Below are 12933 nucleotides of genomic sequence, written 5' to 3'. Positions count from 1 at the left end.
AACTTGTTGATATTCAAGGCCTTTTTATTGCCTGCAAAGCGGGACAGCAGTGCGTAGCAACCCATTGGTATTTTCATTGATGCCCAGTTGCCAGGAGGAATAAGGGTCAGCAAAGTAAACATTCATGCCTGTGGCCAAAGCGACGACGATTGCCAATACTCACGGACGATCATGGATGCTGACACGATTGAGACAGACCTAAATTCTGTGTAACTGCCTGTCATTAAGCCCAGACAAGGGAGAGGATAGGCAGATGATCGACAAGAAAGAGCTCCAGGCGATAGCCCAGGCGGTCGCTAATAACATCAAAACTGAAGAAAATCTCAACGAGTTTCGGCCAATGCTGCCCAGAATCACGGCCGATGCAGCACTCAACGTTGAACTGGATACTCCACGAGAAAGAGCGGGCAGCTTTAAACCCCGACTGGTTAAAAAGCACCAGCGTCAATTTACCTCAATGCATGACAAGATCCTCTTCTTGTATGCTCAGGGTATGACGACCCGCGAAATCGTCACGACATTCAAGGAAATGTACGGAGCCGATGTCTCCGCCACACTCATACCCAAAGTTACTGATGCGGTTATCGAGCAGGTTGACGAATGGTAATCTCGCCCCCTGGATACGATTTACCCTATTGTTTATCTGGACAGCATTGTCGTTAAAATCCGGCAAGACAAAAAAGTGATTTATTTCGCTCTGAGCGTCAACCTGGAAGGCCACAAGGAATTATTGGGGATGTGGCTGTCGGAGAATGAGGGTGCCAAATTCTGGCTGAACCTGCTGACAGAGCTTCAAAACCGCGGGGTGAAGGATATTTTGATTGCCTGTGTCGATAGCTTAAAAGGCTTTCCTGATACCATCAACCCGGCTTTCCCGAATATCCAGCTCTATAATTGTGCATATGCTACGGAACTCGATGAAGTAGCTGCCCTGGAAAGACTACAAGCCTGTGGCGGCTGATTTGAAAAAGAGTTACCAGTCCATCACCGAGGAAGAAGCTTTACCGGCGCAGGATAAATTCTCTGACCGATGGGACAACAAACACCCCCGGATCAGCCGCTCCTGGAGTGCCCATTGGCAGAATCTCAACACGCTGTTCAACTACCCGGAGGACAAACGAAAAGTGATCTACACGACCAGCGCCATTGAGTCGCTGAACAGCATCATTCGCAAAGCGATCAAAAAGCGGAAGTTGTTTCCAACCGATGACTCGGCGAAGAAGGTAATCCACCTAGCAATCCAGGCCGCATCGAAAAAGTGGACAATGCCGATCCGTCATTGGGAACCCAGCACTGAATAGATTTATGATTGAGTTCGAAGAACGCTTAGCGGTGTATATTTAACCTTGGCTATTACACAGAAAACTTTACCTGATTACCTGCTAGGCTCAGCTATTGAGCCAGTGGTCATTGCATAACATAACCTACTGAATTATATAGTGTTTTCTATCATGCCGAAAAATACAGTGCAGTTTCAAAAAGGTCTTGGTTTACACAAATTTATTGAAAAATATGGTTCTGAAGAGCAATGTCAACAAGCATTGTACCAACTGCGTTGGCCTACCGGATATATATGTCCTGAGTGTGGCAACACAACAGGTTGTGAACTCAAAAGCCGTAAGGTATATCAGTGCCACAAATGCCACCACCAAAGCTCCCTGACTGCTGGCACCATCTTTCACGGCACCAAGCTGCCGTTGAAGAAGTGGTTTCTGGCCATCTATTTGTTGACTCAGCGTAAAAAAAGTACTTCTGCCTTGCAACTGTCCCGTGAAATTGGTGTGAACTACAATACAGCCTGGAAGCTCAAGCACAAACTGATGCAGGTGATGATGGAACGTCAGAGTCAAAAAAACTGGCTGGTCGCATCGAGATGGATGATGCCTGTATTGGTGGTGAGAAACCGGGAAAGCGTGCTGATGGGCTCTACTGCTTCAGAGCAGTTACAGATGCTGGATGTGATCATATGCCTATCGTCACTGGCGGTGGGCGAAAGTGTACCCAGCTCTCCACCTTTAAATGGCTAAATACCATGCCTAGTAATATCAAGAATGCTTTGCAGAGAACCTTTCATGCTATTCGTAAAAAACACGTACCTCGTTATCTCGCCGAGTTTGAATATCGCTTTAATCGCCGGTTTAATCTTCCGGCTATGATTGAACGATTGCTCTGCGTCGCGTTACGTACACCACCGATGCCTTATCGTCTCCTGAGGACGGCTGAGGTTTATGGGTAATCAGGAAAGTTTATCAACAAGGCCCTATTCTTTCAGGCGCTCATGATATACCCAAACCGGGGACCTTACCCTCCGGGTGGATTGCCCCCCGAACACTAGACCAGTGGTATGTTAGGTTTTCCTCTACCTGAGGAGAACCAGGATGAAGAAGGGACATTTTTCAGATGAGCAGATCGTGGCTGTACTGCGCGATGCAGAGGCAACAACGGCCGTAGCGGCAGCACGCAAACACGGCGTATCGGAGCAATCGATCTACCGTTGGCGCAACAAGTATGCCGGGATGGAAGTTTCAGATGTGCGGGAGCTAAAGCGAGTCAAGGATGAGAACATGCGGCTCAAAAAGCTGCTAGCAGAACGTGACCTGGAAGTAGAGGTCATGAAGGAGATACAAGAAAAAAAGTGGTGAGCCCCCGCGCGAAGCGCGCCATGGCATTGTTTGCTATTGAACGGGGCCTTAGCCAAAGGCGAGCAAGCTGGCTTTGTACGACACCGCGATCGGGGCTTCACTATAGTTCAAAACGAGAACGTCGTGACCGGCATCTGTCGGCCACGTTGCGTGTAGTGGTGCGGGAGGATCCCAGTTGGGGCTATCGTTTAGCAGACGCCTATCTGCGGCTCAGAGGTTGGCAGGTAAACAACAAACGCGTATATCGACTCTGGCGGCTTAATGGCCTGTGTTTGCCGCCTTATCGCCCTCGACGGAAGATTCGCACTGGGGTAAAACTGGAGGGATTGGCGCTACGACGGAATGATGTGTGGGCATGGGATTTCGTACATGACCGCTATCATGACGCAGAGCCTCTGCGGTGCTTGACGGTCAAGGACAAAGCAACCGGTTATTGTCTGGCAATCAAAACTGGTCGATACCTACAGAGTCAACACGTGAAAGCGGTGCTACGTGAATTAATCATTCGCTACGGAATTCCCCGAGCCATTCGCAGCGACAACGGAGCTGAGCTGTTGGCCCTCGTACTGCGCGAGGAACTGGAAAAGGATGATATTAAGCTAGCCAATATTGAACCGGGAAAACCCTGGCAAAATGGCAGCAATGAAAGCTTCAACGGCATTTTCCGCAAGGAGTGTTTAAATGCAGAGATATTTGGTAGCCTGACCGAAGCCAGAGTTGTTATTGAACAGTGGCGTTGCCGATATAATGAGCGGCGACCCCACAGTTCACAACACTACGTCACGCCGGAGATGGCGTATTTTGGATTACGTGAAATGCGGAGAACCTAACACGCCAAGTGGCCATAGAATGGGGGCATTTCAATTCAGCGCTAGCTCGATGGTTTGCTTCAACAACGCGTCAAGTTTACTACCGACTCGGTTGCGCCAACGAACTAGGCTGGAGGAGTGTAAGGGAAATTTGTGTTGCAGGTATTGGAATCCATAAAAGTACGGCCAATATGGGTTCTTAACCCAGCGTTTCACAACGCTTTAATCGCTCTCATTAAAGATGTACTTGAGGCAATGCAGGTCCACCAGTAAAACGAGTGGGTAACGGAGGCTGGCCAGCACCTTCGCTGTAAGTAACATCAATGCCAGCCTCAAGTTTTCCCCGTTCATCTTCACGGATAACCGCACCAATAAGTGCGAGAGATTTAAGATCTGAGAAAGTTGCGAACGGAATAGACCAGCACTGTTATCCGGGCTTTGTGGTTTCATATTTGCAAGGTTTTGATGATGCAAGGAGGCTTTTCTTGCAAACCGCTCTATCATAAATAGATTATTAATTCATATTTATCATGTGGTTATGAATAATTCAGGGGCGACTTATTAGCCACTTTATAGGCAAGTTACGCCTGAAAAATCCGGAATGGAGAAAATCAAGGTCAAATCCGAGAATAAAGCAGATTGTTTTGACAAATATTTGAGATTGGATGGCAAGTGAAGTGAAGTGAAAAACTTCAATTTTCCAGACCATCTCTAAAAGGTTCAAAGAACCAGATCTTCTGGCCTGATACTTCAAGGACGACCAGATGTTCTGCTGGCAGGTTCAATCCTTATGACCGCCCTCCCTCTCATTCCATTCACATTTTCAGAAAAAAATTGCGCCTCGGTACTGCCGCAATACCTTAACCCCAAATGTACCTGGAATCGGCCGCTCTGATTGATGAAATGATTCTTCAAATAGAGCGCATGGGGCGGTATATTACGCGCTTCATAGTCGCTCAGTGGCAGCCATTTATGATAGAGGCTATGCATCAGGTAGAGCAACTCACCAAATGCCCCTTCGACTTCGCAGGTGGCATACAAGCCTCCGGGTATCGACATCACTCCAACCCCTCTGGTGCTATAGACAGTTTCAGGCAAGGTCAGACAGGCAACATAGCGGCACTGGTCATATGGGATCAAATCAGGATTACTGTGATACAACCCAATCATCTGTTCTGCATCGACATCCACCTCCTGCTCAGCGGCCCAAACCAGCAACCGGTTCCATACTCCTCCAATGTTCCTGTCATAGCCTCTATGCCTAAGATAGGCCACTCGTATATCTTCCTGCCGTTCAATATGGATATCCGCTAGTGGTTTATCCCCATCCGTCAGCGTCTCCTTATAGTAGAGAGGATAAGGGCTGTCATCAGACTCAGTCCAAAGAGACTTCAACTCCTGGCTTCTCTGCTCATACCCACCCTGACGCCAAGCCATGGGAGCAGATTTAAACTGGTCTTTAAACGCGTGACTGAATGAGGCATTGGAGTGAAAACCACATTCGGTTGCCACCGCCATTATCGATGCATCAGGATTGAAGATCAGGAGGTTTGCCGCCCACCCAAGGCGAGAGCGGCGAATATAATCATGGACACTTTCACCGGTCAGTTGCCGGAAAATACGCTGAAAGTGAAAAGGTGAATGGCAAGCAATCCGCGCTAGTCTGTTTACCCTGAGATCCTCGGATAGATCGGCGTGAATAGCATGGAGTACCTGGTTAATACGCTCCTGATGCTCCTGATTTGTCTGTTTTCGTAACGCCATATTCGGGCCGGGAAAAATCGCACATTTCGACAAAGAGATTGCCACATTCAGACAAAGGCCGCACTCATTTACTGATGTACGCTTTGATGACTTGAAAATAACCGATCAGGAATGGAACATGTTCGCCAAATGCACACACCATCTGAACAGCTCTTTTATCCGGGATATTCTCGCGGTTACTCAACAGCCCGGCATCATCTCATTCGCAGGCGGCTTGCCTGACCCCACGCTTTTTCCTAAAGCAGAACTGGCGAAAGCGGCCCGTGGCATTCACAACCAATATGGAGGTGATCTCTATCAGTACAGCGAAACTGCAGGCATTCCTGACTTTCGCCAGTGGATTGCAGATCACTATGATACGCCGGGATCAAAAGAGGAGATCATCATCACTACCGGATCTCAGCAGGGACTGGACCTGACTACCCGTTGTCTGATCAACCCCGGAGACAAAATCATTGTTGAGGCCCCATCCTATCTGGGTGCTTTACAGGTTTTCACCGCCAATCAGGCAAGTCTCAGCGCCATTCCGATAGACGATGAAGGGCCGGACTTGGATGCACTTGAGCACTATTTGGAACAGGAACGCATAAGTTGTTTCTACACCGTACCGGATTTTCAAAACCCCAAGGGGACAAGCTACTTGCTGCAACGGCGCAAGGCACTGGTCGCACTGGCAGAAAGATATGATTTCTGGATCATGGAAGATGCACCCTACAGAGAGTTACGCTATCGGGGAGAGACGCTTCCCAGTCTGCAATCACTATCACCTGAGAGAGTGATCCGTTTCGGCTCCTTCTCCAAAATCATCGCCCCCGCTCTGCGTCTTGGATGGATCAGTGCACCACAACCAGTGATCAAAATCGTTGAAAAGATGAAGCAGTGTGCCGATCTGCATTCGAGTGGCTATGATCAGCATCTCGTTCTGGAATTTCTTCGGCAAGGCTCCCTGCCAGCTCATCTTGAACAGCTGAAGCAAGTCTATGGTGAACGGCTGAAAATTATGTTCAACACATTGAGCAGTCAACTTCCGGAGACGGTGAAACTATCAAAACCCGATGGCGGTATGTTCATCTGGACTGAGTTGTCTGAAACAGCAGATACGATGAAGCTGTTTCGAAAAGCGATTAAACAGGGAGTGGCCTTTGTTCCGGGAGAGGCATTCCATATCGATGGCGGCAGCAAGAATTGTCTACGGTTCAATTTTTCGAACAGTGACAGCGAACAGATACAGCAAGGCATTAAACGCCTCACAGCATTAATAATTAACGAGTCGGAGTAGATAACTCAATGACACCATCAATATATTCATTGAGGAGTAGCATAAATCATCCCTTATCACCACTCTAGTACAAAAGAACGCCATATGCTTATGGAAACTTCTAAAAACCTTCCAAAACCAGCGATAAGGTAGTAATCAACTCAACCAACCATTGATAAAAGCCATGCAACCGAGCTTTTTTGATCATCAAGACCAACTTGAACACCTTGAGCAACAGGGAGACTCGCTGCCAAAGCTGGAAAGGACCGTAGACTAGGAGGTTTTTCGGGCGTTGCTGGGCTCAATTTATAAAAACAGTGGTCCCAGTAAAGGTGGGCGCCCACCTTACGATGCAGTACTGATGTTCAGGTGTTGGTCCTACAGCATTTGTTCAATCTGTCCGATGATAAAAGAGAGCTCCAAATACGGGATCGCTATAGCTTTTGTCGTTTTCCTGGGCTGAGCCCGGAGGGTAAGGTACCCGATGCCAAAACGGTTTGGGTATATCGTGAGTGCCTGAAAGAACGGGGCCTTGTTGATAAACTCTTTTCAGAGCTGTTGATCCAGATTGATGCAGCAGGCTTCAGTGCTCGCAAGGGATAGATTGTAGATGCCATTATCGTTCCAGTACCCAGGCAACACAATACGCGAGAGGAAAATAGGCAAATCAAATATGGGGGACAACCCTGAGGCATGGGGTGATAACAAACGCCGCCAAAAGGATGTTGAAGCCCGCTGGACCATGAAGCATGGCAAAACCCACTATGGGTACAAAAACCACATCAGCATAGACCGGAAGCACAAGGTCATTCGCAAGTATGCCATCACATCAGATGAAGTTCGTGGTAGCTAGGTCTTCGAGGAACGTCTGGATGAGAACAACAGTAATGGCAGTGTCTGGACCAATTCTGCTTACGGCAGTATAAAACGGGAAGCTGCTTTATCGGGTGCGCATTACCACAGTCAGATTCATCGCAAGTCAACAGGCAAACGCCCTTTGAATGAACGGGAGCAAGAGGCAAACCGAAAACGATCAAGAGTTCGGGCTCGAGTTGAGCACGTGTTTGCCCAGCAGGCCAATCAACTAGTGCGTAGCATCGGCCAAGGCAGGGTCGGTGTGAAGATTGATATGATGAATTTGATGTACAACATGCGTCGATTGGTGTGGCTGGCCGGTTGAAGCGAGGTATGGATATGGATGTTGCCAAAAAAATGAGTATGAAGATACCGGACTTTCCGGCATTTGCTAGAGACTATTAGCCTTTGTTGGTTCTTTAGAGGTTCCCTAGGTGAGACAATAGCACTTCCCCTATTGTCCCGTCTGATGCCGAGTACAGGCAATACAGAGCAATTGGTAGTGGCAAATACGTTGGTTTGGGCTGTTTACCGCTTATTTCAGGAGGTAAAAGTAAGAGTTCTAGTGGATAGCTGGTTTATGCGCCATCGTTTTATTGAACTCTAGGGAGCCTCTGATCAATTCATGAATCGGTGTCTGACGGCTGGAATCTCCCGACTCTGCGTTAAGAATCTTGGCAATAGCCAGCTATTATCGGCGATTTTCGCCTTGATCCAGAAGATTTCAACTCGTCATCCATCCGATCCAGAATTAATCAGAGGCTCCTTAAGAAATGGATTGGTCAGCCTCTCATGGCCAATGGTGGAGGTGGAACCATGCCCCGGAATAAACTCCACATCATCGCCCAGGGTCAAAAGTTGCTCACGGATAGAGTTGATCAAGGTTTGATGATCACTTTTTGGGAAATCGCTACGGCCAATAGAGCCTTTAAACAGCACATCCCCCACCAGAGCGATCCTCTCCTCTGGATGAAAGAAAATAACATGGCCGGGTGTATGACCAGGACAGTGACGCACTTCCAACTCCTCATTGCCCACCTGAACGCGGTCCCCCTGCCCCAGCCAACGGTCCGGCTCAAAGGTCTCTACCGGTGGAAATCCAAACATCTGGCTCTGGCTGGGCATGATATCGATCCAGAATTTATCCTCGCGCTGAGGCCCTTCTATGGGCAAACCCAATTTCCGGGCGAGTTCGCCCGCCCCACCCGCATGGTCGATATGGGCATGGGTGAGAAGAATCTTCTCCAGCTCCACTCCCCGCTTCTTGACTTCAGCAAGAATAATATCCAGATCACCTCCTGGATCCACCACCACTGCCCTGTGGCTGTCTTTACACCACAACAGGGTGCAGTTCTGTTCAAAGGGCGTGACAGGAATGATAGTGAAGTGCATGGAAGGTCCATTCAGAGGGTTAAAACAGCAGTATAATGGATTGCAATCTGGATGTAGGTATTGCCATTATAAAATAGCGCGGCAACCCCGAAACTCATTGAAAAATTTTCAGTTCAGTGCCCTGGAAACGCAGGGCGCATGCTGTTCCTACTAGTGGAAAATATCAGCTTTTCTCTGCTTTCCCATATTTTTTAGCTCGATCGGCAAATAAAACTACAAAACCTTCTTGATCCAATAGAGATAACTGCCGTCCTGTTCATCTGTCTCCAGCAGGTCGTATTCAGCAAGCCGGCAGAACGAGGGGAATTCACGCAGGGAATCAGGATGAGTGGCAATCACTTTCAGCACTTCACCCACCGACATTGACGCGAGTGCAGCTTTGGCTTTGAGTACCGGAAGCGGACAGTTCAAACCGCTGACATCGAGTAGTTTATCGTAAGTTGTACCTATTACCTCAGCGTACATTTTTTAACTCCCGGTGAAAAAAATGTAATGGAACCGCACCTAAAAAAACAGTATGCAGACAATAGTAGAAGAGTTTTTCAATTTTGCCTGAATTAATAAGGTGGCTTTTCACAAGGAAATTTTCACCATGGGTTCCACACCCAGAAGCGCTGAAGAGACATTAAGTCCTATTTTTGTGCCTATTATAAAAATAGTACCTGTTCTGAAACGAAGTAAAGGGGTGACCTTCCCCCCATCTTAATACCAAGACTTGGATGAGATAATTCATTCTAAGCGGCCCTATTCACAAAGGCCACAGGTGACAAATAATTTAATGCGCTATGAGGCCGCACGTGATTGTAGTGCTCTCGCCATTGATCAATTTCATGTCTAGCGTCATCAATGGACCTGAACCAATGCTGATTTAAGCATTCATTTCTGAATTTACCGTTTAAGCTTTCTACAAACGCATTCTGAGTAGGCTTACCTGGCTGAATAAAACCTAGCTTAACGCCACTTTCTTTTTGCCAGTAGAACATCGCCTTGCTAGTAAACTCAGTACCGTTGTCGCAGATTATTTGATCCGGAGCGCTCCTTAGCTCAATCACCTGAGTTAAAAAACGAGCGACCTGGTGACCATTGATCGAGAAGTCAGAGAGCTGGCCAATAACTTCTCTTGAGTAATCATCAATCACATTAAATACTCGAAAGCGGCGACCATTAGCCAACTGATCACTGACAAAATCCATTGACCAGCGTATATTTTTACCAATGGGCATAATCGTTGGCATTCTTGGTCGTATTATCTTCTTGCGTTTTTTAGTCCTCACTTGAAGACCTTCTTCGTTATAGACTCGGTAGGTCCGCTTCTTGTTTTTCACAAGCCCCTCTCCTCTCAGGAGGCCATGTAAAAACAAATAACCATAACTCGGATGCTTTTTTGCCAGCTCAAGTAACCGTTTGCGTAGAGGCTCATCTTTTACCCATTGAGTAACGTACCGAAAAGCGGTTCTACTTAAGCCTACTAATTGGCAAGCTCTACGCTCACTTAATTTGAACCGCGACTTAAGGTAGTTCACGATTTGTTTTCTATCAGCAGGCTTTACCACTTTTTTGAGAGCACATCCTTCATCGCCTCAGCTTCAAGCATTTTCTCGGCAAGTAACTTCTTAAGCTTGTTGTTTTCGCTTTCAAGCTCTTTGAGCCGTTTGGCTTCTGAGACATCCATCCCGGCGTATTTGCTTCGCCAGTTATAAAAGCACCCGGTTGAAATGCCGAACTGACGACAAATATCATCAACTTTTACCCCTGACTCATGCTGCTTGATGGCACCAATAATTTGCTCTTCTCTGTAACGCTTCTTCTTCATCTTGAGATCTCCTAATACACAGACTAATTGGAAATCTCATCCTTGTCATGGCTCTATTTCTGGGGGAAAGGTCAGGGGGGACACAGAGATCTCCGAGAGAATGCAGAAAAATTTCTTATTTTCTAATACCTAATTCTTAGATCTTCCTATACTTTACGATAATGTCCAGCAGCTGCTAAATAAAACAACAAGAGCACCGGCCCTCCCGACAAAAAAGCAGATCCGGATGCCAGCGACTGAATGCAACCCGGCAGGAGAGATAACCATGGGACGGAACAATAATGAAATAACCCCCGAAGAAGCAGGAACACTGGCCGGACTGTTTCATGCCCGTATAGCAAAAACACCTGACCAGGCAGCCTATCGCCATTTCAATGCCAACACGGATCAATGGGTGGATACCACCTGGTCTGAAATGGCGCAGGAGACAGGTCGCTGGCAGGCCGCCCTGCTCAAAGAAGAATTAAAACCCGACAATCGTATTGGAATCATGATGCCCAATTGCCGGGAGTGGGTCATGTTCGACCAGGCAGCTTTGGGCCTTGGACTCATCACTGTTCCACTCTTCTATAACGATCGTGGCGGGAATGTTACCTATATTGCAGAAGATGCTGGGATAAAACTGCTTGTAATCCAGGGTCCGGAACAGTGGGAGAGCCTGATCCCGGTCAGAGATGATCTCACCACCATCCATAACATTATAAGTCTGACCTCTCTGGATGGCCTGACCCATGATGACCGGTTGCAGCTGATCGAAGAGTGGCTGCCGAAAAGCAGTGATGGTTATCAACTCAGGGATGACCTGGATCCCCACGGATTAGCCACTGTGGTCTATACATCAGGCACCACCGGACACCCCAAAGGGGTGATGCTCAGCCATAGCAATATTCTCAGCAACACCTATTGAGTCACTACTGACAACCCACGCCACGAAAGATGACATCATGCTCTCTTTCCTGCCCCTCTCTCATATGCTGGAGAGGACTGGAGGCTATTACCTACCAATGATGGGAGGTGCTCTGGTGGCCTACGCCCGCTCCATTCCACTGTTGGGTGAAGATCTTCAAACCATTCGCCCTACCCTGTTGATCAGTGTCCCGCGAATCTATGAGCGGGTTTTTGCAAAGATCCAGGAGGGTCTGACAGCAAAACCAGCGGTTGCTCGCAAGCTGTTTAATCTGGCAGTGAATATCGGCTGGAGAAGATTTCTCTATCAGCAGGGCCGGGGAAACTGGTCGCCCTCATTACTCCTCTGGCCACTGCTGGACAAACTGGTGGCCAGTAAGATCGCCAGCCGTCTGGGCGGCAGACTGCGCACAGCCGTCAGTGGTGGTGCCCCGTTACCACCAGAAGTTGCACGCACTTTTTTAGCCCTAGGAATTCCTCTGTTACAAGGCTACGGACTGACAGAAACCAGCCCGGTGCTGGCTGTCAGTCTGGTGGATGACAATATTCCCGAGAGTGTGGGAAAAGCACTCCCCAGCGTTAAGCTGGCCATAGGAGAAGGAGGAGAACTCCTGGCCAAGGGGCCCACTGTCATGCTCGGCTTCTGGAATAACCCAAAAGAGACAGCAAAAGTCATTGATCAGGATGGATGGCTGCACACAGGTGATATTGCTGAAATCGACAATGAGGGCCACGTCTATATCACTGGGCGAATCAAAGACATTATTATTTTATCCAATGGTGAAAACGTCTCCCCTGCGGATATGGAACTCGCCATCTCCATGGATGCACTGGTGGAACAAGTGATGATAATCGGTGGAGGGCATCCCTATCTCTGCGCCTTGATAGTGCCTGATGCGGAACACTGGAAAAACCTGGCAGAAGGGTTTGGGCTCGACCCGGATGACGCTGACTCATACAAAAATGAAGCTGTGCTGGATCGAATCACCAAGCGGATTAGTCGACTTCTCCATCAATTCCCCGGTTATGCCCAGGTTCGGCAAGTGGTGCTACTAAAAGAACCATGGACCGTGGAGAATGGTTTTCTAACCCCAACCCTTAAAATAAAACGCAAGCAAGTGATGAAACACTGCTGTAACAATATTGATCAGTTTTACAACAGGTAATCGAGCCAAGCACAATTCCTGTAACCAAGGTCGCACTGCTAGGGCCTGTTAACACTAAATCAATGCGCCGGCGACTGATGCAAAATAAATAAAGAACTTGAAAACAACATCCAATTTGTCAAGCTTGGAGGGAGTATTAGAAATTTTGTGTCAATTCTTTAATTTGCAACATAATGCTGTACGGAGAATTGATTATGACAGAACCATTTGATTTTGATAAAGCCCTTAAGGCTATTCAGTCAAGGCAGGCCATTAGCGGGAAAAATGGTGTTTTGACCCCGCTGTTAAGGCAGCTCACCGAGGCCACTCTTGAAGCCGAGTAGAGAGC

General features: G+C 47.8%; 12 protein-coding genes and 3 pseudogenes. 10 read left to right on the top strand and 5 right to left on the bottom strand.

Annotated elements, in window-relative coordinates:
- Positions 1–256: 256 nt before the first annotated feature.
- From MN084_RS02545 to MN084_RS02530, 4 genes and pseudogenes are all read left to right on the top strand, one after another.
- A pseudogene (locus tag MN084_RS02545) lies at positions 257–1344 on the top strand (IS256 family transposase).
- 107 nt (positions 1345–1451) lie between these two features.
- Positions 1452–2236: pseudogene (locus MN084_RS02540) on the top strand (IS1595 family transposase).
- A 142-nt stretch (positions 2237–2378) separates the two neighbouring features.
- Positions 2379–2642, top strand: coding sequence for a transposase (locus tag MN084_RS02535; RefSeq protein WP_330178301.1), 264 nt, complete (start codon positions 2379–2381; stop codon positions 2640–2642).
- 20 nt (positions 2643–2662) lie between these two features.
- Positions 2663–3472, top strand: a complete 810-nt coding sequence (locus MN084_RS02530) for an IS3 family transposase (protein WP_330178300.1) — start codon at positions 2663–2665, stop codon at positions 3470–3472.
- Positions 3473–3502: 30 nt separating this feature from the next.
- Here MN084_RS02530 and MN084_RS19140 read toward each other — a convergent pair whose 3' ends face one another.
- Positions 3503–3667, bottom strand: a complete 165-nt coding sequence (locus tag MN084_RS19140) for a transposase (RefSeq protein WP_445083877.1) — start codon at positions 3665–3667, stop codon at positions 3503–3505.
- A gap of 534 nt (positions 3668–4201) precedes the next feature.
- Positions 4202–5215 carry an AraC family transcriptional regulator gene (locus MN084_RS02525; RefSeq protein ID WP_241084968.1) on the bottom strand — a complete coding sequence of 338 codons (1014 nt, stop codon included), beginning with the start codon at positions 5213–5215 and terminating at the stop codon, positions 4202–4204.
- 118 nt (positions 5216–5333) lie between these two features.
- On the opposite strand from MN084_RS02525, the gene MN084_RS02520 reads away from it, so the two are divergent.
- The 4 genes from MN084_RS02520 (at position 5334) to MN084_RS02505 (ending at position 7653) form a co-directional block, all read left to right on the top strand.
- Positions 5334–6494: an aminotransferase-like domain-containing protein gene (locus tag MN084_RS02520; RefSeq protein WP_241084969.1), complete on the top strand. Its 1161-nt coding sequence runs from the start codon at positions 5334–5336 to the stop codon at positions 6492–6494.
- Between the two features lie 366 nt (positions 6495–6860).
- Positions 6861–7076, top strand: coding sequence for a transposase (locus MN084_RS02515; protein WP_330178299.1), 216 nt, complete (start codon positions 6861–6863; stop codon positions 7074–7076).
- Positions 7077–7146: 70 nt separating this feature from the next.
- Positions 7147–7326 (top strand): transposase, encoded by a 180-nt coding sequence (locus MN084_RS02510; RefSeq protein WP_320416326.1) that lies wholly within the window; start codon positions 7147–7149, stop codon positions 7324–7326.
- Positions 7327–7341: 15 nt separating this feature from the next.
- Complete coding sequence (locus MN084_RS02505; protein ID WP_320416380.1) at positions 7342–7653, top strand: transposase; 312 nt, start codon at positions 7342–7344, stop codon at positions 7651–7653.
- Between the two features lie 407 nt (positions 7654–8060).
- Here MN084_RS02505 and MN084_RS02500 read toward each other — a convergent pair whose 3' ends face one another.
- The 3 genes from MN084_RS02500 to MN084_RS02490 form a co-directional block, all read right to left on the bottom strand.
- Positions 8061–8720 (bottom strand): MBL fold metallo-hydrolase, encoded by a 660-nt coding sequence (locus MN084_RS02500; protein WP_241084971.1) that lies wholly within the window; start codon positions 8718–8720, stop codon positions 8061–8063.
- Between the two features lie 213 nt (positions 8721–8933).
- Positions 8934–9185, bottom strand: a complete 252-nt coding sequence (locus MN084_RS02495; protein ID WP_241084972.1) for a sulfurtransferase TusA family protein — start codon at positions 9183–9185, stop codon at positions 8934–8936.
- A 269-nt stretch (positions 9186–9454) separates the two neighbouring features.
- A protein-coding gene (locus MN084_RS02490; RefSeq protein WP_241084973.1) for an IS3 family transposase occupies positions 9455–10533 on the bottom strand; the annotation gives its coding sequence in 2 pieces (ribosomal slippage) (positions 9455–10281 and positions 10281–10533; 1080 coding nt in all).
- A gap of 265 nt (positions 10534–10798) precedes the next feature.
- On the opposite strand from MN084_RS02490, the pseudogene MN084_RS19135 reads away from it, so the two are divergent.
- Together MN084_RS19135 and MN084_RS02475 are read left to right on the top strand one after the other, a co-directional pair.
- Positions 10799–12605, top strand: a pseudogene (locus MN084_RS19135) (AMP-dependent synthetase/ligase).
- 194 nt (positions 12606–12799) lie between these two features.
- A complete protein-coding gene (locus MN084_RS02475) occupies positions 12800–12928 on the top strand; it encodes a hypothetical protein (RefSeq protein WP_277400036.1) in 129 nt (42 codons plus the stop codon).
- Positions 12929–12933: the final 5 nt, after the last annotated feature.

Origin of the sequence: Candidatus Vondammii sp. HM_W22, assembly GCF_022530855.2 — a bacterium.
GTDB lineage: Bacteria > Pseudomonadota > Gammaproteobacteria > Chromatiales > Chromatiaceae > Vondammii.
This window is presented reverse-complemented; position numbering and strand designations above follow the sequence as displayed.

Excerpts from the sequence above, each read along its gene's own strand:
- MN084_RS02500 (WP_241084971.1), bottom strand. The coding sequence starts at position 8,720 with ATGCACTTCACTATCATTCCTGTCACGCCCTTTGAACAGAACTGCACC.
- MN084_RS02475 (WP_277400036.1), top strand. The coding sequence starts at position 12,800 with ATGACAGAACCATTTGATTTTGATAAAGCCCTTAAGGCTATTCAGTCA.
- MN084_RS02535 (WP_330178301.1), top strand. The coding sequence starts at position 2,379 with ATGAAGAAGGGACATTTTTCAGATGAGCAGATCGTGGCTGTACTGCGC.
- MN084_RS02510 (WP_320416326.1), top strand. The coding sequence starts at position 7,147 with ATGGGGGACAACCCTGAGGCATGGGGTGATAACAAACGCCGCCAAAAG.
- MN084_RS02520 (WP_241084969.1), top strand. The coding sequence starts at position 5,334 with ATGTTCGCCAAATGCACACACCATCTGAACAGCTCTTTTATCCGGGAT.
- MN084_RS02495 (WP_241084972.1), bottom strand. The coding sequence starts at position 9,185 with ATGTACGCTGAGGTAATAGGTACAACTTACGATAAACTACTCGATGTC.
- MN084_RS02530 (WP_330178300.1), top strand. The coding sequence starts at position 2,663 with ATGGCATTGTTTGCTATTGAACGGGGCCTTAGCCAAAGGCGAGCAAGC.
- MN084_RS02525 (WP_241084968.1), bottom strand. The coding sequence starts at position 5,215 with ATGGCGTTACGAAAACAGACAAATCAGGAGCATCAGGAGCGTATTAAC.